Annotated in this window: 22 protein-coding genes; 15 read left to right on the forward strand and 7 right to left on the reverse strand. The window is 69.8% G+C overall.

Annotated elements, in window-relative coordinates; translation table 11 throughout:
• Positions 1-141 precede the first annotated feature (141 nt).
• On the reverse strand, positions 142-744 hold the full coding sequence (locus OG943_RS21855) for a TetR/AcrR family transcriptional regulator (RefSeq protein WP_328611649.1): 603 nt from the start codon (positions 742-744) through the stop codon (positions 142-144).
• 107 nt (positions 745-851) lie between these two features.
• Between OG943_RS21855 and OG943_RS21860 the strand changes: the two genes are divergently transcribed.
• The 14 genes from OG943_RS21860 (at position 852) to OG943_RS21925 (ending at position 12,565) form a co-directional block, all read left to right on the forward strand.
• The gene (locus OG943_RS21860) at positions 852-1,850 is read left to right on the forward strand and encodes an NADP-dependent oxidoreductase (RefSeq protein WP_328611650.1); all 999 of its coding nucleotides are present in this window, start codon (positions 852-854) and stop codon (positions 1,848-1,850) included.
• Positions 1,851-2,008: 158 nt separating this feature from the next.
• Positions 2,009-3,322: a pyridoxal phosphate-dependent decarboxylase family protein gene (locus OG943_RS21865; RefSeq protein ID WP_328611651.1), complete on the forward strand. Its 1,314-nt coding sequence runs from the start codon at positions 2,009-2,011 to the stop codon at positions 3,320-3,322.
• Between the two features lie 115 nt (positions 3,323-3,437).
• On the forward strand, positions 3,438-3,770 hold the full coding sequence (locus tag OG943_RS21870) for a hypothetical protein (protein ID WP_328611652.1): 333 nt from the start codon (positions 3,438-3,440) through the stop codon (positions 3,768-3,770).
• Positions 3,771-3,869: 99 nt separating this feature from the next.
• Positions 3,870-4,229: a VOC family protein gene (locus OG943_RS21875; protein WP_328611653.1), complete on the forward strand. Its 360-nt coding sequence runs from the start codon at positions 3,870-3,872 to the stop codon at positions 4,227-4,229.
• A gap of 35 nt (positions 4,230-4,264) precedes the next feature.
• Positions 4,265-5,467 carry a hypothetical protein gene (locus OG943_RS21880; RefSeq protein ID WP_328611654.1) on the forward strand — a complete coding sequence of 401 codons (1,203 nt, stop codon included), beginning with the start codon at positions 4,265-4,267 and terminating at the stop codon, positions 5,465-5,467.
• A 32-nt stretch (positions 5,468-5,499) separates the two neighbouring features.
• Positions 5,500-6,366, forward strand: a complete 867-nt coding sequence (locus OG943_RS21885) for a hypothetical protein (RefSeq protein WP_328611655.1) — start codon at positions 5,500-5,502, stop codon at positions 6,364-6,366.
• Between the two features lies 1 nt (position 6,367).
• Positions 6,368-7,060: an ABC transporter ATP-binding protein gene (locus OG943_RS21890; RefSeq protein WP_328611656.1), complete on the forward strand. Its 693-nt coding sequence runs from the start codon at positions 6,368-6,370 to the stop codon at positions 7,058-7,060.
• Positions 7,060-7,734, forward strand: coding sequence for a heme exporter protein CcmB (locus tag OG943_RS21895; protein ID WP_328611657.1), 675 nt, complete (start codon positions 7,060-7,062; stop codon positions 7,732-7,734). The genes OG943_RS21890 and OG943_RS21895 overlap by 1 nt, the downstream gene beginning before the upstream one ends.
• 1 nt (position 7,735) lies before the next feature.
• Complete coding sequence (gene ccmC, locus OG943_RS21900; RefSeq protein WP_328611658.1) at positions 7,736-8,494, forward strand: heme ABC transporter permease CcmC; 759 nt, start codon at positions 7,736-7,738, stop codon at positions 8,492-8,494.
• A 109-nt stretch (positions 8,495-8,603) separates the two neighbouring features.
• Positions 8,604-8,990 (forward strand): cytochrome c maturation protein CcmE, encoded by a 387-nt coding sequence (locus OG943_RS21905; RefSeq protein WP_328611659.1) that lies wholly within the window; start codon positions 8,604-8,606, stop codon positions 8,988-8,990.
• 3 nt (positions 8,991-8,993) lie between these two features.
• Positions 8,994-10,979, forward strand: a complete 1,986-nt coding sequence (locus tag OG943_RS21910) for a heme lyase CcmF/NrfE family subunit (RefSeq protein ID WP_328611660.1) — start codon at positions 8,994-8,996, stop codon at positions 10,977-10,979.
• Entirely contained in the window at positions 10,976-11,518 is a 543-nt protein-coding gene (locus OG943_RS21915; protein WP_328611661.1) for a TlpA family protein disulfide reductase, read from the forward strand. The genes OG943_RS21910 and OG943_RS21915 overlap by 4 nt, the downstream gene beginning before the upstream one ends.
• Positions 11,519-11,550: 32 nt before the next feature.
• Positions 11,551-11,916, forward strand: coding sequence for a cytochrome c-type biogenesis protein (locus OG943_RS21920; RefSeq protein WP_328611662.1), 366 nt, complete (start codon positions 11,551-11,553; stop codon positions 11,914-11,916).
• Positions 11,917-11,929: 13 nt separating this feature from the next.
• A complete protein-coding gene (locus tag OG943_RS21925) occupies positions 11,930-12,565 on the forward strand; it encodes a tetratricopeptide repeat protein (protein ID WP_328611663.1) in 636 nt (211 codons plus the stop codon).
• Positions 12,566-12,583: 18 nt separating this feature from the next.
• Here OG943_RS21925 and OG943_RS21930 read toward each other — a convergent pair whose 3' ends face one another.
• Both OG943_RS21930 and OG943_RS21935 read right to left on the reverse strand, forming a co-directional pair.
• Entirely contained in the window at positions 12,584-13,372 is a 789-nt protein-coding gene (locus OG943_RS21930; RefSeq protein ID WP_328611664.1) for a helix-turn-helix transcriptional regulator, read from the reverse strand.
• 183 nt (positions 13,373-13,555) lie between these two features.
• Positions 13,556-14,311 carry a DeoR/GlpR family DNA-binding transcription regulator gene (locus tag OG943_RS21935; RefSeq protein WP_328611665.1) on the reverse strand — a complete coding sequence of 252 codons (756 nt, stop codon included), beginning with the start codon at positions 14,309-14,311 and terminating at the stop codon, positions 13,556-13,558.
• Between the two features lie 49 nt (positions 14,312-14,360).
• On the opposite strand from OG943_RS21935, the gene OG943_RS21940 reads away from it, so the two are divergent.
• Positions 14,361-15,065, forward strand: a complete 705-nt coding sequence (locus tag OG943_RS21940; RefSeq protein WP_328611666.1) for an NUDIX domain-containing protein — start codon at positions 14,361-14,363, stop codon at positions 15,063-15,065.
• A gap of 124 nt (positions 15,066-15,189) precedes the next feature.
• Here the strand turns inward: OG943_RS21940 and OG943_RS21945 are convergent, their stop codons facing one another.
• The 4 genes from OG943_RS21945 to OG943_RS21960 all read right to left on the reverse strand — a co-directional run bounded on the left by OG943_RS21945 (position 15,190) and on the right by OG943_RS21960 (position 22,288).
• On the reverse strand, positions 15,190-15,579 hold the full coding sequence (locus tag OG943_RS21945; RefSeq protein ID WP_328611667.1) for a hypothetical protein: 390 nt from the start codon (positions 15,577-15,579) through the stop codon (positions 15,190-15,192).
• Between the two features lie 106 nt (positions 15,580-15,685).
• Positions 15,686-17,746, reverse strand: a complete 2,061-nt coding sequence (locus OG943_RS21950; RefSeq protein ID WP_328611668.1) for an AbfB domain-containing protein — start codon at positions 17,744-17,746, stop codon at positions 15,686-15,688.
• 73 nt (positions 17,747-17,819) lie between these two features.
• The gene (locus tag OG943_RS21955) at positions 17,820-18,341 is read right to left on the reverse strand and encodes a hypothetical protein (protein ID WP_328611669.1); all 522 of its coding nucleotides are present in this window, start codon (positions 18,339-18,341) and stop codon (positions 17,820-17,822) included.
• Positions 18,317-22,288 (reverse strand): polymorphic toxin-type HINT domain-containing protein, encoded by a 3,972-nt coding sequence (locus tag OG943_RS21960; RefSeq protein ID WP_328611670.1) that lies wholly within the window; start codon positions 22,286-22,288, stop codon positions 18,317-18,319. The genes OG943_RS21955 and OG943_RS21960 overlap by 25 nt, the downstream gene beginning before the upstream one ends.
• Between the last annotated feature and the right edge of the window lie 76 nt (positions 22,289-22,364).

Consider the following 22,364-nt stretch of genomic DNA (forward strand, 5'->3'; position numbering starts at 1 on the left):
TCCTGCTCCCTTCGTCGGTGAATTTCTCTCAACATGAAGATAATGAATGTTGGCCGATTGGGCAAGGGCTGGCCCACAAGGAGATGGGGGCGGAAATGACTACCGACCTCGCCGGCGTCCCACGAACCCGGACCCCGCGCCCTACTCCCCCGAGGAGGCCGGCGTCGGCCCGGAAGCAGTGAACAGCGCACGGACCGCGGCGTGGATCCGGGCGGCGACCGCGCCGGCGTCGGACGCGTCGAACTTGCCGTCGAGGTGCAGGAAGGCCAGGCCGTGCACCAGCGCCCACGCGGCGGTCGACAGCGCCTCCGACTCGGCGCCGGGAAACGCCCGCCCGACGATGCCGCTGACGTAATCAGAGATAACGGCTGTCGCGGCGAGGCGTTCGGCACTGCCCGGATCACAGGGCTCCACGAACATCACCCGGAACAGCGCCGGATGGTCGAGGGCGAACCGGACGTACGCGACGGCGACCGCGGCCAGATCCTCCGGCGTCGAGGGCTCGGGGTGCGCCTCGTTCAGCTTCGCGCCGAGCTCGCCGTAACCCTCCGTCGCGACCGCGGAGACCAAGGCATCCCGATCGGCGAAGTGACGATAGGGCGCCGTCGCGGAAACGCCGGCCCGCCGCGCCACCGCCCGCAGCGACAGCGCCGCGCTGCCGTCCTCTTCGAGCAACTCTCGCGCCGCGCGCAGGCAGGCGGCGCGCAGGTCGCCGTGGTGGTACCTGTCACCCGACTTGGGCATGGATCACTCTCGTTCAATGTTGACGGTGCTCACATCCCGGCCTAATGTGAGCGTTGTACACATCGTAGCCGACCCAGAGGACACCTACGGAAAGCGAAGTGCTTGTCATGCGGGGATACGTGTTGACCCGTTACGGAAAAGCGGACGCGATGGAGATGCGGGAGGTCGCCGAACCTGCCCCCGGCGCCGGCCAGGTCCTCATCCGGGTCCGCGCGGCCGGGCTGAACCCGGTCGACTACAAGGTGCGTGACGGCCGGCTGCGGCTGATGACCCGGTTCGAGCTGCCGCAGGTCGCGGGCAGCGAGCTGGCCGGCGTCGTGGAGGGACTCGGCTCGGGCAGTAGCCGGTTCGCCGTCGGGGATCGGGTGTACGCCCGGGTGGACAAGACGAAGCTCGGTGCCTACGCCCCGTACGCGGTGGTCGACGAAGGCTTCGTGGCGAAGATGCCGGAGTCCCTGGATTTCGCCGAGGCCGCCGGGCTTCCCCTGGCCGGGCTGACCGCGCTGCAGGCGCTCCGTGACGAGCTGGCGGTCTCCCCGGGCGACCGGTTGTTCATCTCCGGCGGCGCCGGCGGGGTCGGCACCCTCGCCATCCAGCTGGCCACCTGGATGGGCGCGAAGGTCGCCACCACCGCGTCGCCTCGTGGTGAGGAACTGGTGCGCTCCCTGGGCGCCGAGACGGTGATCGACTATCGGACGCAGAAGTTCAAGGACGTCCTGAGCGGCTACGACGGAGCGCTCGACCTCACCGGCGGGCCGGACCTGGCGGACAGTTTCACGATCCTCAAGCCGGGGGCCAAGACCGTCTCCATCGCCGGAATCCCCTTACCGGCCAACGTGAAGGACGACGACACGCGACCGCTGTTTCCCACCCTGCTGCGGATCCTGAGCGCCAAGACCGTTTGGCAGGCCCGGCGAAGCGGCGTCGGCTACCGCTACATGTTCATGCACCCCAGCGGGGAAGACCTCGACCTGCTGGCAAGCCTCGTCGACAGCGGCCGGCTGAAGGCCGTGCTCGACCGGGTCTTCCCGTTCGAACAGATCGCCGACGCCTTCGCGTACCTCGAGCAGGGGCGGGCGAAGGGCAAGGTCGTCGTCCGGCTGTGACCTGGCCTTCTCCACCAGAGAGGTGTGCGGTTCCAGCTCGCGGACGCCGCGCGCTTCGCCCAGCGAGTCGGGTTCGAGCCGCAGCGCCTGGGCGATCCGTGACTCGAAGACTCGTGAGTGGCTATGACGGTTAGAACCGTCATAGCCACTCACGAGTCTTGAAACTGGCAACCCGCGCCTACGCCGAGCGAATCCTCCTGGGCCTCGACGCACGCCCGGTCGCCACCGGACCGGTCGAGCACGCTCCGGCCGCGCTGCCCGAGGACGGGGCCGGCCTGCGCGCGGCGCTGCAGACGTTCGCCTCGCGGTGGGAGCCGGGCTTCTCCGCCGGTGCCGGACCGCGCTACCTGGGATTCGTCACCGGCGGCACGACCCCGGCCGCGCTCGCGGGCGACTGGCTGACCGCGGCGCTGGACCAGAACGCGCACGGCGCGGTCGGTTCCTCCGCCACCGCACTGGAACGGGAGGCCGTCTCGTGGCTCGGCGCCCTGTTCGGGCTGGACCTGCCAGGAGCCTTCGTCACCGGCGCGACGATGTCGAACCTGGTCGGGCTGGCCACCGGCAGGGAATGGCTCGGCTCGCTCTCCGGCGGCTCCGTCGCGGAAGACGGGGTGACCACGCCGATCCGCGTGTTGTCCGGAGCCCCCCACTCCAGCATCGCCAAGGCCTTGTCGGTGCTGGGCATCGGCCGCAGGCACCTCGTCCCGGTGGCGACCCTGCCGGGCCGCGAGGCCGTCGACCCGGCCGCGCTGGAACGCGAACTCGCCGCCGGACCGGCCATTGTGGTCGCCAACGCGGGCACCGTGAACACCGTGGACTTCGACGACCTCCGCGCCATCGCCGCGCTGAAGTCCCGCTACGAGTTCTGGCTGCACGTCGACGCCGCGTTCGGCGGTTTCGCCGCGGTCTCCCCCACCTTCGCGCCCCTGCTCGACGGTTGGGCGGAAGCCGATTCGGTCTGTGTGGACCTGCACAAGTGGCTGAACGTCCCGTACGACTCGGCCGTGCAGTTCACCCGTCGGCAGGATTTGCAGCTGCGGGTGTTCGAGAACGTGTCGAGCTACCTCGGCGCACCCGGCGACACACCCGACTTCATGCACCTGACCCCCGAAACCTCCCGACGGCTGCTCGCCTTGGCCGCGTGGTTCGCGCTGGCGGCGTACGGCCGCGCGGGCTACCGGGAAATCGTCGAGCGCAACGTCGCCTGCGCCCGGGAAATGGGCGCCCGGCTGGACCGCGGTCCCCGCTGGCGGCTCCTCGCGCCGGTCCGGTTGAACGTCGTGTGCTTCACCCTCTCCGGCGACGCCACCGCCGAGCAGATCGCGGAAGTCCTCGACGCGGTGACGCGCAGCGGCGAAGCATTCCTGACTCCCACGGTCTATCAAGGCATCCCGGCCGTCCGCGCCGCCTTCAGCAACTGGCGCACCACCGCTGCCGACGTCGATCGTGTCTGCACTGCTCTGGGCACATAATCACCTTCAATATCCGTAATTGGCAACTTCAATGGCTCCGATGCAAAGGTTGATCCGGCATCAACCATTGGAGCCGCCGGTGGCGTTTCCCCGGGCGAGATGCCACAGTTCCCCCATGCCCAATAACGAGGACAAGATCACCAAGGCGCGCGCCGAGTTCGAGCAGCTCGAGGCGCAGATGACCCCGCATGGCAGTGCGCGGGGGTCGCTGTTCGGCAAACCGTGTCTCAAGATCGGGACGAAGTCGTACGCGTGCCAGTTCCGCGACGGGGTGGCTTTCAAGCTGGCGCCGGACCCGCGCGCGGCCGCGCTGGCATTGTCCGGAGCCGAGCTGTTCGATCCCTCGGGGAAGGGGCGTCCCATGAAGGAATGGGTGCAGGTACCGGTGAAGCACGCCGGGAAGTGGGCCGAGCTGGCCCAGCAGGCGCTCGACTACGCCGGCCGGTGAGACAGCGCAAACACCGCAATTCGTGACAGGTTTCCTCGCGGCCGAGCTGCCACACTATGTCCTGCCCAAGGTCATTACACGGAATGGGACGGAGCAGGGATGCCACACCCGTTCGGGTACATGCAGCTGGCGACGGCAGACGTGGACAAGGCGCAGCAGTTCTACGGCGGCCTGTTCGACTGGCAGCTCGAATCCACCGGCGACGCCGAGCACCCGTACATCGAAATCCAGAGCGGGGACGGACCGCCCATCGGCGGAATGATGCCCGCCGCCCCGCAGGCACCGCCGATGTGGGTTCCCTACATTCAAGTGGCCACGGTCGACGGTTTCGTCACACAAGCCAGGGACCTCGGTGCCACGGTGGCCCAGGAACCCACCGAACTGCCCGACCACAGCTGGTACGCCGTGCTCATCGATCCCACTGGCGCGCCTTTCGCCCTGCACGGTCCTCGGAGCTGAATCGCGGAGAACGCTTTTGATATCGGGGAGGGGAAATGGTCCGCCGCCACGCCACATTCATGACCGCGCTCACCGGACTGGTGGCGGTCGGAGCCGGGCTGCTGGCCGGCAGCGCGGGCACGGTCGGAGCCCAGCCGACGGCGCAGGAGAACGCCATCGGGCAGCAGGCGGCCGGGGCGGCGAACCTGCTGGCCCGCGGCCGGTACCTGGCGACGATCGGTGTATGCCAGGCCTGCCACACGCCCCCGAAAGTACCCGCGCAACCGCCGGGGCCCGGAGACCAGGACCAGATCGCCCGCGAACGCGACTTCCGCACGAACCCCGACTGGAAGCAGTATCTCGACGACACCCGGCCCGACGCCGGCGGCGTTCCGTTCATCCTCCGGTTTTCGCCCACCAGCAGCGGAGTCGTGTACAGCCGCAACATCACGCCCGACCTGGAAACCGGGATCGGCAAGTGGTCCGTCGACGACATCGTCCGGGCGCTGCGGACCGGCGAGACCCCCGACGGGCGGGTCCTCTTCCTGTTCGCGCCCCACACCTTCTTCGCCGGCCTGGCCGATTCCGACGCCAGGGCCCTGGCGGTGTACCTCAAGAGCCTGGCGCCGGTGAGCAACCGGATCCCCGATCGCGAACTGCCCTTCCCGCCGCAGCCCGCCGCCCCGGTGCCCCATCCGGCGGATCCACCCACGGGCCCGTCCCGTGAACGCGCCGAGTACCTGCTCGCCGCGGTGGTCGGCTGCAAGGAATGCCATTCGCACAACGAAAACGGGATGCTCCAGGAATTCACCGGAGGCGATCCCCAGGACGCCTTCGTCGGCGTATTCCGCCTCGGCCCGGACCTGCCGTTGCGGACCAGCGAAAAAGGCCTTTCCGCCTTTCCTTACCCTGGCTACGCGGTGCTGTACGGCGGCAATCTCACCAAGTTCGGCGTGGACGGCCCCAGCAAGAACACCTCGGTCTTCGACCTGGTCCGCGCGATGCGCGGGGGCATCGCGGTCGAACCGGACCAGTACGGCCGGCCGCGCCCGCTCGAGCACATCATGCTCTGGCAGTTCTACTCCCAGATGAGCGACGCCGACGCCTATTCCATCGCGTCGCTGGTCAAGCGGCTCCATTATGTACCGCACGACGTGCCGCAGGGCCCGATCCGCTTCGGTGAAGACTGGCGGGCGGCGTTCAAGCAGGTATTCGGCACGGACCCTTCACCACATGATGCGAGTATTTTCGGCAAATAAGTTCCCGACTGAATGAACGGCAAGGGGGCGTCATGTCCGGACCCGCGGAGACCGGTGGCGAACGCTACGCGGAATTGCACTCCCGGTATCAAGCGTTGAGCGAAGAACACGACGAACTCGTGCGGCAGATGGGTGATCAGGTCAAGCCGTTCCCCGATGCCGGGGTGGACGGATTCCTCAGCCACTTCATCATCTCGCTGGAGATCCTGCAGGGCGATCTCGCCGGCCGGGCGATCAACTTCACCATGCCCCCGGCGACGCAGACGGTGTCGAGGTCGGATCCGTTCGTGTACCGGCACGGCGGCCGGAACGAGGTCGAAGTGCCGCTGCCCGAAGGGTGCACGCTGCCCTCGGTCATCCGCGAGGACGACTTCATCACCCGGCCCGAGGGCTACTTCGACGCCGGTCGCCAGGTCGTCTGGATGCAGATCCTCAACCTGGACGCGCGAATGGAGCACGAAGAGCTGGGGCCGATCCGGATCATCCTCGGGGAAACGCTCAAACGCGAGTACCCCGACGTATTCCAGCCCTCGCTCGGTATCGCGCAGGCACTCGGCCGCCGCGGCGGATTCCCGTCGTCGCTGTTCTTCAATCCCTATGCGCTGATCGAAACCCGGTTCGGCGTGTTCCGGGCCATTCACGGAACGCTGGCGTACGGCCGGATCACCGACTTCCCCCCGGTCGGCACCCCGGTGAGCATTCGTGACTGCATTCCGCTGGAGAACGTCGAGGACGTGCGGCGGTCCGGATCGCTGCGCGCCGCCGACGAGTCGATCGAACCGTTCGCGCGGCTGATCGCGCTGTCCCACCCGATCGACGTGCCCATGCAGGTGTCCGGCACCGAGGCGTTCCAGTTCGTCGAGAAGGGGATCGCGGCTGCCGGTTCCACCGGTGGCTAGCGTGGCCGGACCGGGGGACGCGGCCGCGGTGCTCGCCGGGGTGACCCGGATGTTCGGCCACGTCCCGGCCCTGGTCCGGATCGACCTCCGGGTCGAGCGCGGCGAGTTCGTCGTGCTGCGCGGGCCGAACGGCGCCGGGAAGAGCACCTTGCTGCAGCTACTGGGCACGGCGATCTCGCCCACCCTCGGCGGCGGCTCCGTGCTCGGATTCGACCTGGTGCGAGGACGGTCCGCGATCCGGGCGCGGACCGAACTGCTGGGGCATCACACCAGGTTGTACGAGGAGCTGACCGCCGCGGAGAACCTGCGGTTCGTCTGCCGCCTGCGAGGGCGCGGCCCCGGGGCCATCCCGGCCGCGCTCGAGCGAGTCGGCATGACGAGGACGGCGGACGAGCGCGTGCGGGGTTTCTCGCCCGGGATGCGCCAGCGCCTCGCACTGGCCAGGCTGCTCGTCGTCGATCCGGAGCTGCTGCTGCTCGACGAGCCCTTCGCCGCTTGTGATCAGGAGGCGAAAGCGCTCGTCGAGGACATCATCCGGGAGCTGCGCCTCGCCGGCCGGACGGTGGTGCTGGCCACGCACGACCACGAGCGGCTGCTGCGCCCGGACCGCGTGCTGTGGCTCGCGGCCGGCCGCCTGGTCCGGCCCGACCGGGCACCCGCGGTGGCCGGCGCTCCGGCTGCTGGAGGTGCGTGATGGGCCAGCTGGCCGGCGCGGCCGTGATCGTCGCCAAAGACCTGCGGGTCGAACTGCGCGGACGGCATGCCGCCGTGCTCGTCGGGCCGTTCGTGGCCACCCTGGTGGTCGCCTTCGGCCTGTCGCTCGGCCCGGGCGGGGCGGCGGTGGAACGGCTCGCGCCGGGTCTGTTATGGCTGACCGCCCTGTTCGGCGCGGTGCTGCTGTGCCGCCGCGCGTACGAAATCGAGTTCGACGACGACGCCATGCTCGGGCTGCTGCTGGCGCCCGGCCCGAACTCCGCCGTCTACCTCGGCAAGGCGATCGCCATCGCGATCCAGCTCGCGGTACTGGAGGCAGGCATCTTCGCGCTGGTGGTCGTGCTCTACGGCCTTCCCGCGGCAGTGTCCCCGGCCGCGGTGGCCGCCGCGCTGGCGCTCGGCGCGCTGGGCCTGGGCGGGCTGGGCGCGCTGCTCGGAGCGGTGGCGGGCACGACCCGGACCCGTGAGTCGGTCCTGCCGCTGCTGGTTTTCCCGCTCTCCGTGCCGATGTTGATCGCCGGTGCGAAGGCGACCGCGCTCGCGCTGTACGGCCCGGTCGGCGAGCTCGGTCGCTGGCTCGGCCTGCTGGTCGCCGCCGACGTCGTGTTCTGGGCGCTCGGCACGTTGCTGTTCGACTACATGGTGGAGGACTGAGATGCGGGCGCTGCGACGGGTCGGCGGGTGGATCACCGGGGACCGCGGCCGCCGGGCCCTCGGCTGGACAGCGGGCACCGGCCTGGCGCTCAGCGCGGCGTGCTCGCTGTTCGTGGTGCCCGCGGACGCCGAACAAGGCGTGGTCCAGCGGTTGATGTACGTGCACGTGCCCACCGCGTGGGTCGCCTACCTGGCGTTCACGGTCGTCTTCGCCGCGAGCGTGGCCTATCTGCGCACCCGGCGCACGCGCTGGGACCGGCTCGCCGAAGCGTCGGCCGAGGTCGGCGTCGTGTTCACCGGCCTGACCATCGTCCTCGGCGCCCTGTGGGGCCGCCCGACCTGGGGCGTGTGGTGGACCTGGGATCCGCGGCTGACCACCACGGCGATCCTGTTCCTGATCTATCTGGGCTACCTGGCGGTGCGGCGCCTGCCGGAAAACGCCACCCGCGCCTACCGCTGGGCCGCGGTGGTCGGCATCCTCGGTTTCCTCGACGTGCCCCTCGTGCACCTGTCGGTGCTGTGGTGGCGGGGGCTGCATCAACCGCCTTCGGTGCTCCGGGTGCAGGGCCCGACGATCGCGCCCTCCATGCTGCTCACCCTGATCCTCGCGGTCGCCGCGTTCACCGCCGCCTATCTGTGGCTGCTGCTGACGCGGATGCGCCTGCGCCGGGCCGAGGAGCGGGCGATGTCCGTCCTGCTGCGCGATCCGGTGGCACGGGTGACCTCGCCTCAGTCCACAGAGGACGGAGTGCGGCGATGAGCTACCTGGTCGCCGGTTACCTTGTGACCGGCGTCGTCACGGCCGGGTATGCCGCGTCACTGCTGCGCCGGACGCGCCGGGTGTCTTTGGCACGGCGAGGAACCCGAAAATGAGAAAGAGCGTCGCCGCGCTGCCTCTCGTCGGCCTGATCGCCGGCGCGCTGGTCTGGGTGGTGGCCCAGGGAGCGGGTGACAACCTCGTCTACTACCAGACCCCGGGCGAGCTCCGCGCGGAACCGGCCGGGGCCCGGGTCCGGGTCGGCGGCCAGGTGGTCCCCCGCTCGATCACCCAGGACGGTTCGACGATCCGGTTCCTGCTTCGCGACGCCGGGGCGCAAGTCGCGGTCGTGTACACCGGCGCGACACCGGCGACGTTCAAGGACGGGCAGGGCGCGGTGGTGGAAGGCGGTTACGGACCGGACGGCGTGGTGCACGCGGACGCCCTCCTGGTCAAACACGGGAACCGGTACACCCCGCCACCGGATTCGCGGGGCTGACCGATGGACGTCTTCGGCCGTAGCTCGCTGTTCCTCGCGTTGGCGGCCACGCTCTGGAGCCTGTTCGCGGCGGTGTGCGGCGGCCGCCGCCCGGCGCTGGTCGAAAGCGCGCGCACCAGCTGTTTCGCCGTCCTGCCGGCGGTGGTGGCCGCCAACGGGGCCATGCTGGCCGCCCTGCTCACCGACGACTTCGCCATCCGCTACGTCGCCGAGAGTTCCAGCCGCGCGGCACCGGCGTTCTACAAAGTACTCGCGCTGTGGGGCGGCGACGCCGGGTCGCTGTTGCTGTGGAACCTCGTGCTCGCCGGTTACTCGGCGGCCCTGGCCTGGTGGGCCGGCCGTCATCCGCATCCGGCCGTGCGGTGGGTGCTCGCGACCATGGCCGCGGTGCAGGTCTTCTTCCTGTCGCTCGTGGTCGTCGCCACCGACCCGTTCGCCGCCGCGTCGCCGGTTCCGGCGGACGGCCACGGCCTGCAGCCGCTCCTGCGCGGCAACGTGCTGATGGCCGTGCACCCGCCCATGCTCTACCTCGGGCTGATCGGCTTCGCCGTGCCGTTCGGGTTCGCCGTGGCCGCGCTGGCCGAGCGGGACACGGGCGATTGGTGGATCCGGGCCGCGCGCCGCTGGGTGCTCGCGGCCTGGTGCTTCCTCGCCGCAGGGCTGTGCCTCGGCGCGCTGTGGGCGTACTCCGTTCTCGGCTGGGGCGGGTTCTGGGCCTGGGACCCGGTGGAGAACGCGGCCCTGCTGCCCTGGTTGACCGCGACCGCGTACCTGCACTCCGCGCGGCTGCAGGAACGGCGGGGAGTGCTCCGGATCTGGAATCTCGGCCTCGTCATCACCACGTTCGCGCTCACCATTCTCGGCACTTTCCTGACCAGGGGCAGCCTTCTGGTCTCCGTGCACTCCTTCGCGGAGTCCGCGATCGGCCCGTTTTTCCTGGCCTTCCTCGGGCTGGTGGTCGTCGGCGGCTTCGCGCTCTTGATGTGGCGCACCGGCCGGTTGCGGTCCCGGGGGAAGCTGGACGCCGTGCTGTCCAGGGAGACGTTCTTCCTCGGCAACAACCTGGTGCTCACCGTGCTGGCCGCGACGGTCGGCATCGGAACCCTGTACCCGCTGATCGTGGCAGCCGGATCGGGCGCGGAAGTCACCGTCGGCAAGCCGTTCTACGAGCAGGCCACCACGCCCTTGTTGTTACTGGTCTTGCTGCTGGCCGGGCTCGCACCGCTGCTGCCGTGGCGGAAGGCTCCGCCGAACCGTCTGCTGGCCCGGCTGGCGTTGCCGGCGGCCGCCGGTGTCCTCGCAGTGGCGGGACTGCGGCTCGCCGGGGCGACGGGCATCGCCGCGCCCGCCGGATTCGGGCTCGCCGTGTTCACCATGGTGGCCGCCGCGAGCGAGCTCGTCCGGTCGGCGCGCGGCCGATACTCCCGGCGTGGTGCTGCGGCCACCGCGCTGGTTACGGCGGTCTTCGGCCGGGCGGTGCGCCGCTCGCACGGTGCGCTGCTCGCCCACGTCGGACTGGCCGTCGCGGCCGGGGGCATCGCGGCGAGCGCCGGTCTGGCCGCCGAAGCCGAGGCCACGCTGGTTCCCGGCCAGTCCGCGACCCTGGTCGGCTATCGCGTCACCTACGTCGGAGCCGAACAACACGTCGAGCCTGACCGGACGACGCTGTCTGCCCGGCTCGTCCTCGAGGCTGACGCCCGACAGGTGGCCGAGCTGTCGCCGTCGATCAGCTCCTACCGTGGCGCCACCGACCCGGTCGGCGAACCGGCGATCCGCCATGGCATCGGGAAAGACCTCTACGCGACCTTGCTCGCGGTCCAGCAGCCGGGCAACCAGGCCACCCTGCGGCTCTACGTCAATCCCGGCGTGTCGTGGTTCTGGGCCGGGGGCGCGCTGGTCGTGCTCGGCGGATTCCTCAGCGGCTGGCCCGTGCGGCGAACCGCGCCTTCGCGGGCCGCTCGTGAAGTGATCGCGGAGTCCGCGCCGTGAGCCGGCGGCGATGGTGGGTCGCGGTTCCCACGGGGATCCTGCTCGTCGTGCTCCTGGCCGTGCTGGGCGTGTCGGCGCTGAGGCCCGCCGGGCCTGGTGACCTGGCCGGGACCGGCCGGCCGGCGCCGGATTTCGTCCTGCCGAAACTCGACGGCACCGGGACACTCCGGCTGGCGGACCTGCGCGGGCGACCGGTGGTGCTCAACTTCTGGGCTTCGTGGTGTGCCGAATGCCGGGACGAGTTCTCCCTGCTGCGCGAGGCCTGGCCGCGATACCGGCAGCGGGACTTCGTGTTCGTCGCGGTGGCGTTCCAGGACACCGTGGCCTCGGCGGCCGAGTTCATGCGGCAGGAGAACCCGGAGTGGCCCGCGGTGCTGGACGGGAATTCCCGGGCGGCCTTGAGCTTCGGCGTACGCGGCATTCCGCAGACCTACTTCGTCGACCGGGCGGGCCGCATCGACCACGTCCAACGGGGGACGCTCACTCGGCAGAGCCTGTCGGCTCACTTGAACGAACTAGACCGCGGGCAGTCAGGATGAGGTGGGCCGGGCCCGCCATCGCGGCGACGATCGTGGCGCTCGCCCTGAGCGCGGCGCTGCTGCTCACCGAACGGCCCGCGTCGGTCGAGGACACCACTCAGCAGATCAGCACGACCCTCCGATGTCCGACCTGCCAAGGAATCTCGGTCGCGGACTCCCCCTCGCCGGTCGCCCGCGACATGCGCGACCGGATCGCCGCGGAGTTGCGGGCCGGACGTTCGCCCGCCGAGATCGAGCGGGAATTCGTTGCCGTGTACGGAGACTGGATTCTCTTGAAGCCGCAGCCGGAAGGGATCGGCCTCGTGCCATGGGCAGTGCCGATCGTGTTGTCCCTCGGCGGTGCTCTCGTGTGCTTGCTGGTGGTTCGCCGATGGATCCGGCACCGGGCCCCACGATGAGAGGGAGGCCGAAGTGAACTGGTGGATCGCTGCCGGGATCTCGGTGCTGGCGTGGGGCGTCCTGCTTGCGGTCGCCCGGCCCCTGCTCGCCCGGAGCCGGGAACCGGCGGCGGCAGCCGAGCGGTGGCGCTGGCCGATCCGCGGACGCCGGCTGGTCTTCGTCGGCTGCGGGGTGCTGAGCACCGTGCCGCTGTTCCTCAGCGCCGCGAACGCCCCGGACTCCCCTGACGCGAAATCCCCCACCACCACCGCCGTCGCCCAGGCCGGGGCGGAACAACCCGCTGACGTCCCGGCGATTCTGGCCCTGGCCCGGCGTTACGTCGAAGAAGGCAAAGCCGACCAGGCCATCGATCAGTACGTGGCGGTGTTGCGCATCGACGGCCGCAACACCGAAGCGCTCGCCTCGATGGGCTACCTCCTGAACCTGGCCGGGCGGCCCGAAGACGGGCTGTGGGCCGTCGACGAGGCGCTACGGCTGGATTCCGGTTACGCCGAGGCGAAATACTTCCGCGGCGCCATCCTGATCACCGGGCTCGACCGCGGGCCCGAGGGTGCGGCCAGCCTGCGGGAGTACCTGGCCGGCGAGCCCGACGGCAATCATCGCGAGGACGCACTGAAACTCCTCGACCTGGCGGGTCAGGGTCCGTGAGTACTCGGCATTTCGTGCTCAGCGCCGGGCGAGCAGCAGCGCCGGCAAGGGGCTGAGCACCGGCGGATCGCTGGGCCGGAGCGGACGCAGTTCCAGATCGACCGGCGCGACGCTCGCAGCGCCGGTGACAACATGGATCGCTGCCGAATCCACGAGAACCGAGACCGGCAGCGGCGACAGATAGCTCGACACGTCGACGTCCGCGGGCAACCCGGTCGCCATCACCCAGTGCTGCCCGTCGGGGATCGCATTGAGCAGGAAGGAACCGGGGCCCGCGCAAGCCGTACATCGCGTCGGAAGCCCTCCCGCGAGCCGTTCGGGAAACAGTCCGATGACGATCACGCCGGAAAAACCGAGGGGCACCGTCACCTTTCCTCGTAATGGGCGGCCCGAGTGGGATACGTCCGGCCCGGCCCCGGAGAGCAGATTCGCCAGCTTGTCCGGACCGCCGCGAGCGGCGAGTTGCCGCAGATTTCGCGGCGAAAAGCCGGAATACCTGCGGTATTGATGAGTGAACGTGGCCACACTGCTGTAACCGACAGCGGTACTGACGTCGACCACGGACAGGTCGGAGATCAACAGCAACCTGCTCGCTTCGCGCAGTCGCAACGCCGTCACGAACCGCCCCGGCGTAAGTCCGGTCACCTGGCGAAAAACCCTGACGAAGTAGAACTTGCTGAGACAGGCCACACTGGCCATTTCGTCGATCGACATGGGACAGGTCAGGTTCGCGGCCGCCTCGGTCACGGCCGCTTCCACCGCTTCCGTCCAGTGGTTGGCAGACGTGAGCTGACGCGCGGACGACATGTTCCCCTCCCTCGAACATCGTACCGAGCCTAGCTCTCCGAACTCGAGGAATTGCTGGTCCAATCGTGTAATGGGAGGCGCATCCTCGAATTGGACCTTGTTGTCCCGACACCGGAAAAAGCCGCCATGAATCGAACTTGCCGGGTGGCACCGCCGGGCGTTCTCCACCCGGCTCGAGGACGGTCAGGCCGGGAGGACCTCGACACCGAGTTCGCCCAGCCGCCGCACCGTCGGGTCTTCGGCGGCCGCGTCGGTGACGACCCCGGCGACGTCGGCCAGCGGCAGCACCGAAAACCTCGACGCGGCACCGACTTTCTCGGCGCTCGCCAGCACATAGGTGTCCGCCGCGCGCCGGGCGAGTGCGCGCTTCATCGCGGCCTCGTCGGCGTCGCCGGTAGTCAGGCCGGTGTCGGGATGGACGCCGGTGACGCCGAGCAGGAACAGTTCGGCGTTGACCCCCTCGGCGGCCTCGGCCGCGGCCGCGCCGCAGGTCACCCCGGAGTGTTTGAACAGCCGCCCGCCGATCAGGTACACCTCGGCGTGCGGGTGATCGAGCAGCACGGCCGCGACGGCGGGGCTGTGGGTCACGACCGTGGCCCGCAGTTCGTCGGGCAGCGCGCGGGCGACGGCCAGCGCGGTGGTCCCGCCGTCGAGGATGACCGTCGTCCCGGGCCGGATCAGCCCCGCGGCCCGGACGGCCACCCGCAGCTTGCCGTCGACGTTGACCGAGGCCCTGGCCGTCAGGTCGCCGATCGCGGGCGAGACGGGCAGCGCCCCGCCGTAAACCCGCTGGCACAGCCCGGCGGCGGCGAGCTCGCGGAGGTCACGGCGGACGCTGTCCTCCGAAACGCCCAGCTCCACCGCCAGATCTTTGGCGACCAGCTTCTTCTCGGCCGCCAGCCGGGCGAGAAGCAGGTCACGCCGTTGCGCCGCCAGCATGCACGTTCCTCCTTGTTTGTGCCGAGTCTTGCACATTATGCTCGACCGCATGGAGACCCGCACCCCCGGCCTTGACGTCCCCGACCATCGCGGCCGCACCGGCCTCGACCGGATCGGCCGCGACCTGGACCGCAACCCCCGCGTGCGCGTCGCCGACGTCGAGCTGCTCGCCGCCGGCTGGCACGTGCTGCGCCGGACCACGTTCGACTACCGGCGTGCCGACGGCCGCTGGTCCCGCGAGCAGCGCGAGACCTACGACCGCGGCAACGGCGCGACGATCCTGCTCTACGACCGGGAGCGCGCCACCGTGCTGCTCACCCGGCAGTTCCGCTACCCCGTCTACGTCAACGGCCACCCGGACGGAATGCTGCTCGAAACCGCGGCCGGGCTGCTCGACGACGAAGACCCCGAAACCGCGATCCGCCGCGAGGCCGCCGAGGAAACCGGCGTGACCGTCGGCCCGATCGAGCACGTCTTCGACGTCTACATGAGCCCGGGCTCGGTCACCGAGCGAGTGCATTTCTACGCCGCGCCCTACACCCCGGCCACCCGATCCGGCGAAGGCGGCGGACTCGCCGACGAGGGCGAGGACATCGACGTCGTCGAACTGCCTTTCACCGAAGCCCTGACGATGATCCGCACCGGCGCGATCGCCGACGCCAAGACGATCATGCTGCTGCACTGGGCCACCCTCGACGGCCCGTTCAGCGCGGGTTCGCTGTCCAAAACACCTTCGAATGTTCCCTCAATTTAGCCACTGGGGCCGTGAGCCGGCATTCTTCCGGGAATCGATCGGACTTCGCACGCAGCGGCGTAATCTGCGGCCGCCAGCCTGTCGGCCGAGCGAGACGAAGACCATCAGAGGCGCCCCCGTTGTCCTAACCTTCGGGCACTCTTCCCGCGGTGATCCGACCGGAGTGCCAGTATTCGACGAGGATCTTGCTTTCCGGCAGGTAGACCCAGGCGTTCCCCCAGAACACGATCACCTCAGCTGCCGGACTCAGCGCACACCGGAGCACCAACCCACCAAACAGCGCCGACGCGGCGGTGTAGTCCTCTTCCACACACTGCTCGAGAACAACGGCGCCCGACCAGTCCAACGCCCCCATAGTATGCGGCTCGACACTGAACCGGTCCAGGCTGACAGCAGCATATTCGCCGTCCTCCGCAGCCGTCAGAGTGCGGATGTATGCCCGCTCCTCAGGACCCACCGCATCGAACAAGTCAATCAAAACGCCGGGATGTGTTCCGTAGTCGCTGTCCACCATCAGGTGTTACCTCGCGGAATCCCCGGAAAATGATTCCGACGCTGATCCAGGAAACGAACCGGGGCCACCCCGCGCGGCGGGGTGGCCCCGGTTCCGTATTGCCGGGTCAGACCCGATAGTCCCGGGTCTGGCCAGTCGCCGGGTCGTGGTCGATGTTGCCGTGCTGGAAGGTGCCGCGGCGCAGGGCACCGGCCTGGACTTCGTCCGAGGTGGGGAAGCCGAGGTAGGACCGCTCCCAGTCGAGCTGCGCCCAGCGAACGCGGATCGCGCCGTAGACCAGGTGCGCGCCGGTGGCGGGCGACCAGTAGATCGAGCCGCCGTTCTGTACGTGGGTGAAGCTGCCCGTGACGTTCGGCGTGGGCGTGGTGTCGGTTGTCGGCAGTTGCCAGCGGTACTCGCCGACGCTCTTGTACTTCTCCAGCGCCGCACCGGTGACCGCGTGCGCACCGGCCGCGGAACTCCAGTACATCCGGCCGTTGGCGTAGTCGCGGTAACGGACGCCGCCGTTGAAGGCGTCGTACACCTCGGGCGCGGCTGGGGCACCCAGGGTGGCCCGGAGGGTGTCGTCGTTCTTCCAGCGTGAGGAGATCGGCGTGGTCACCTCCGGGTCCGGGTCGACGACGGACCAGGTGGTGTCCTCGGGGAACAGCCGGCTGGTGTTGTAGCTGACGTCGTCGGCGCTGGTGGCGGCGTAGACCTGGCCGCCCCAGTGGCGCAGGAAGTGGCCGCGGTGCGAATAGGACTCCAGCGAAACGCCGGTGCCCGACTTGCCGGGGCTGGAGCACCAGGTGGCGTCGTTCTTGAACGGGGTGCCGCCGTCGCTGGCGGCGAGCTTCACGATGTCGCCGTCGGCGCGCAGGTAGCTGCCCTCGGACTGGGTGGACTCCAGCGAGAAGCAGTTCGGGTCGGCCAGGCCGTCCTTGATCTTCCAGGTGGCGCCGGTCAGCTTCGAGGTGCTCTGGGTGCCGGGGTCGCCCCAGACGATGTAGGTGTTGCCGCCGTTGCTGGTGACGTACGAGCCGCGGACGCCCGGCGTGGTCGATTCGAGCGACTGCGTCGGCACGGCGTCCTGGCCGGTCTGCAGGAAGGTCTCGACGTCCCGGTCGGAACCGGCGAGGGCCGCCGCGGCGGCCGCGACCAGGCGGGGCCGCAGACCGCCGTTCTCGGCGCGGGCCTTGATCTCCCGCACGACCCGCCGGTTCTCCGCGGCCTTCTTCTCGTTCTCGATCGTGACATCGCGGTCGCGCGCGGTGTAGATGCCGGTGGCGATGTAGGCCTTCCAGTCCGCCGGGTTCGCGCTGTTCAGCGCGGCCTGGCCGGCGACGGCCACCTGCGACCCGGTGACGGCCTTCTCCAGCAGCTTGCGGATGAAGAAGTCGTCGGCGAGGTCGAGCATCACGTCGGTGGTCTGCAGGCCGACGACGGTGGCCGCGTCCTGCCGCGCGGCCCGGGCGGCGAGCCGCGCCTTCTCCGCCTCGGTGCGGTCCTTGTCGGCGTTGGCCGCGTCCACCTGGTCCTGCCGCTTGGCGGCGAGCAGGCCGCTGGCAAGGAAAATCTTCTGGTCGGCCTCGGGCGCATCGAACGCCTCCAGCGCGGCGGCCTTCACCTTCGGGTAGCCGGTGACGAAGTGCCACAGCTCGTAGATGAAGTCGCGATAGCCGAGGTCGAGCTGCTGGTCGGTGACCGGCATGGCAAGGAGCGCGGCCGCGCTCTGCTTCAGCCGCCGGGCCTGATCGCGTTCCACCTGCCCGCGCGCGTAGTTGTCACGATCGCGCCCGGCGAGGTCCGTGACCCCGGACCGGATGAACAGCGTCGAAGCGGTGTCACCGTCGCGGTACGCCTGAAGCGCACCCTCCTTGACCAACGGGAAACGCAGCGCGTCGGCGGTGTCGAAGATCTTGAAAACGAAGTCACGGTCACGCAACACGAGCCAACTGTTGTCGATGTCCAGCCCGAGCGACCGGACCGCGTTGACCTTCTCCTCCGGAGTGGCCTCCGGAGGAGCGGTCACGGCCGGGCCGGCGGGCGCCTCCGTCAACGCCTCCACCGGCGGCACCGGCAGCGGGGTCGCGGCCGACGCCAGCGGCGCCCCCAACCCGATGAGCAGGCTGGCCGCGGTGGCGGTGACCACCGCCCGGCCCAGCCGGCCGGGTCTCTTCTTGCCCATAACAGACACTCTCATTCCCCCTCTGAATTCCTCAAGTTGGTCGGGGCGCGTGACCAGCACGCGCCCTGCAGAGTCAAGACTCCGCACCATCTCCTAGCGCCCGCAGCAGGTAGACAGCACCTGTGTACTCCTCACCGGCTGCAATTTCGTCAGCATCTCGCCAGTACCGCACGAACGCATGGTCGACTGCAGACTCACCGGGCAAAGGAAAACGATGCTCCTCCGTATCAAGTTCCCATTCCCGCAAAGAACTCGAGCGAAAGACATACAACGACGGTGGTTCGGAATCATGCAAAGACGCGGTGATGAATTCCCAGGAACGTTCCCAGTTCATCGACGCTGGAACTGTGTCACGAAGCTTCAACGAGGCGATCAATCCGACCGTCATACCGCGTACTTCTCTGGCTTCCAGCACGGATACAGCAAAGTCGATCAGCTCCAGCCAACGCCCGGGAACCTCGGCGGCGGGAGGACTCTTCCAGTCTTCTATACCCAGCTCATCGAAGTGTCTGGAGTTGATGGGATCTCTCATATCCGCGACAGCGGCCAGCCAAGCGGTCACTGTTTCACTTACGCGTCCGGCGGAATTTTCCATCCACACTCCTTCAGCCATTTCTTCTGCGCGTTCGTCAGCTTTCCGGGACCTTCAGCATCACCATCATGCTTCCACGTCCCATCCTTGTTCAGTGCGGTTTTGTCGGAGAAGTGGACGTGGGTCTGCTCATTAGGGATCTTTGGCTTGTCCACCCGGACGACGCCGCTCGGCGCGCTACCTTTATAGATTTTCTGGTTCATCTGGTTGACCGAGCAGTTGTGTACCAGAAGCTGGGCATCGGTGATGTAGTAGTTGTGGTCACCTTCGACCTCGAAATTGTAGACCGTGGTCTGCACGTCACGCCGGGTGATCGACGCGATCACCGGCTGATCGGCCCTCAGAGACTGGAGACGTTCCCCCAGCCGCAGGTCACCGGCAGTGACCCAGCCACGGCCGACCACCCAGAAGGGGTGTTGCGGAGTGACCTCGAGGGTGGTCGCACCGACGGTGATCGTCAACAGTTCGTCGGCATGCTTGTTGAACAAGCCCACGACACCACGCAGCTGCGAATGCCCGGTGGCAAGATCTCTCGCCCAGACCCGGTCTCCCACCTTGATATGTTCGATCGGTTTCTCGCCAGATGCTGTCGCCACCATCGTCCCAGCAGGGAAACAGTTGCAGATGACCCGCAACTTCTCGAGTAGATCTCGCGTTTTCTCGAGAATCTTGGTACCTGCCGCTGACGTCTCAAGGAACTTGGTGACCCCGCCACCGATCTTGACTATCGCCGCGCCGACCTGCGGAATCTTCGCGACCAATGCGAGCAGTGATCCGACGTTCACCACCGTCCACAAGCAACTGACTATGTCGCCTTCGCCGAAGCAACGCTGGGCGTCCTTGACGCCGATGAGCTCCAGAAGGACGTCCGCGCCGTTCTCCTTGATGAAGTCGACGATCCCCTTGTTCGCCGCGCCCAGTGCGTCCTTGTACTGCTGGACAAGTTCGTCGCCACCCTCCGAATAGAGGATCATCTCCTCTTCTTCGTCACTGATCCCGGGATCAGCTGTCCCGGAACCAGCCGCCTGCTTGGCCCGTTCGGCGGCTTGGCGGTCACGTTCGGCTTGTTCGGCGCGGTCGGCTGCGTGGCCGGCGTCGACCGCGCTCTGCATGGCATTGCGGGCGGCCTCGGCAGTGTTGTCCGCGTGGGTCTGGGCTTCCGCCGCCGCCGTTTCCGCGGCGGACGCGTCGGATTCCGCCCGGCTCGCCGCACCCCGCGCCGCCGCCGCGTCGGATTCGGCCCGGCCTGCCGCAGCGCGGGCCGCGGCGGCTTCATGTTCCGCCGACGACGCCGCCTTACCAGCGATCGCCGCGTCGTTGCTCGCCGCGTTCGCTGCCATGCGCGCCTTGACCGCGTCCTCGTGCGCCTGTGCGTCGGCCTGCGCCGCCCGTGACGCGGCCGCGCGAGCCGCGGCACCATCGACGGCCGCGTCCGCCGCCGCCTGCTGCGCTTCCGCGGCCGACTTCGCCGCGGCAGCAGACGAACGAGCCGCAGCAGCCGAAGCGTCGAACGCCGGCTTCACCTCGCCCGCCGCCCGATCAGCGGCCTCCTGCGCCAACCGCGCCGCCTCGAGAGCCTCGGTCGCGCGCTGCTGCGCGGCCGCGGCCTGCTCCGCGCCGACGGCCTTGGCCTGGTTCGCCACCAGCAACACGAAGTCGGCGTCGACGTCCCCGCCGCTGAACGGTGCGACGACCGTGATCGCGGTGTTCGCCGGATCGGTGATCGCCTGCGCCGAGGACCTGGCCGCGACCGAGGCCTGCACCGCCAACCCGGCCTGGGTGGCCGCCGACACTGACTCGGCCGCCGCCGCGTCCGCCTCGGCCTTGGTCCGCTCCGCCGACCGGACCGCCTGCACCGCTTCCGACGCGGCCCGCTCCGCCAGCGACACGGCGTTACGCGCGGCCTCGGCCGCCTGCGCCTCCGAGAAGGTCGCATCCGACGCCGCCGAATCGGCCTTCAACCGCGCCGCATGGGTCGCGGCCGCTTCGGCCTCGGCCTGGTTCGCCGCCGCGTTCGCCCGCGCCGCCGCAGCGGCCGCCTGCTGGGCCGCGGCCCGGGACCGGGCCGCGTGCGCACCAGCCTCGGTCGCCGCCGCACGGGCACCGGCCGCCGCACCGGTCGCGGTGTTCGCCGCACCCCGCGCCGCCCCCGCCGCGCCACGAGCGGTCACCGCCGCGCCACGAGCCTCATCCGCCGCGTCCTGCGCCGGCTTCGCGTACTGCCCACCGCGCGCCGCCGCGGCCATCGCGTCCGTCGCCGCCGCGCGGGCCTCGGCCGCGCGCTGATCGCGTTCAGCCTGGTACGCCCGGTCCCGCGCGTCCGCCGCGTTCTTCTCCTCGCCACGCGCGCGGCCTTCCGCGTCCGCCGCCCGCCCGTTCGCACCATCGGCGATACCCCGGGCCGCCGACGCGATCCCGGCCTGCCGGTCCGCCTCCGCCCGCGCCGAGTGCGCGACCGCGGCCTGCTGATCGGCCCGCGTCCGGGCGGCCGCAGCGGCCGCGCGCTCGCGTTCGGCCGTCGCCCGCGCCGCCGCCGCATTGGCGGCCTCGCGCTCCGCGGTGACTCGCGCGGTGCGCGTCCGCTCGGCCGCCGCCCACGCCTGCGCCTCGGCCGCCTCCGCGGCTTGACGTGCCGATTTCGTCCGCGCCGCCGCGTCCTTGGCCGCCTCCGCCTGCACCCGCGCGGCCTCAGCGATCTGCGCCGCCGCCTTCGCGTGCTCTTCGGCGTGCAGACGCCACTGGTGCGCTTCTTCCGCGTGCCGCTGCGCCTTCTCCTGCGCGTCACGGGCCTGATCGGTGAACGCGGTCGCGTCGATCGCGTGCTGCGCGGTCTCCGACGCACTCGCCGCGGCCTGGGCGGCGTCCGCCATGCCGGTGGCCATCTGCGCCCACTGGGTGCCGTAGGTCAGCCCGGTCTCGACCAGCACTCCGGCCTGAACCTGGGCGGAATCAGCCGCCCGCTGCGCCTCTGTCGCCGCCTGCCGGGCATAGCCGAGCTGGCGGGTGACCTCCTCCTTCTGCCGGTCGAACGCGTCCGCCGGGTGCTGACCGCCCGCGGTGTTCGCGGCCAGGATCTGCGCGGCCTTGCGGGCCTCGTTCCCCGCCGAGATCAGCGCGTTCGACGACTTCTCCAGCGCTCGCACACCGTTCCCGTGCGCCACCAGAAGATCGCGGCGGGCCTGGGCGGCCCGGGCGGCCTTGCGCGCGAGGTCCGAGAGTTCCTCGGCGGCCTTGGTGCGGGCCTCCTCGTCCTTGATCTGCTGTTCCCGCGCGTCCGCGTCGACCTTCGCCGCCGCCAGGTACCCGGTCTTGAGGAACTCGGCAATAGCCGCGTCGCCACTGTCCAAAGCGGACTGCGCGGCGCGCTGCACCGCGGGACCCACCGCCCCGACAAGCATCTGCACCCGGGCGCGGTCACGGTCACGTACGTCCTGCGCGCCCTTGACCGTGTCGGCGTCACGCTGGTTCGCGATGTCCTTCCCGTAAGCCAGGAACAGCCTCCGGTCCGACGCACTTCCCGCGAGCACCCGCTCGACCTCGGCCCTGAGATACGGGCCACCGGTGCCGCGCAACGCCTGCACCTGCGCCAGCTCCGCCCGCGCGACCTCGTCCTTACGGGCCTGGGCCCGCGCCTTCGCCTCGGCGTTCCCTCGGTTGAGGAAGTCCATGACGGCCGCATTGGTGCCGGCCGCGAGCGCCGCCGCCGCGGCGTCGCGAACCTCCTGGTCCTCAGCCAGCTCGGCGTTGTCCACCACGATCTGACGCAACCGCGGGTCACCCCAATCCGGCACCCCCGAAGACCCATCCCACTCCTGGTGCGGATCGGGCGGCATCGGCCGGGCCGGACTGTCACCCGGCGCGTCAGCCGCAGCGGCGGGCCGGACCGGCACCGCGAGTGCCGCGATGGGCTGGACCAGCCCCGCGAACACCGCGAACGCGAGGAAGACCACCAACAGTCTTCGGACGTGCTTCAACTCATCCCCCTGTTTTCGAGTGCGACGAAGGCACACGTGAAGTACTCAGCGC

The organism is Amycolatopsis sp. NBC_00345 (assembly GCF_036116635.1).
Classification (GTDB): domain Bacteria; phylum Actinomycetota; class Actinomycetes; order Mycobacteriales; family Pseudonocardiaceae; genus Amycolatopsis.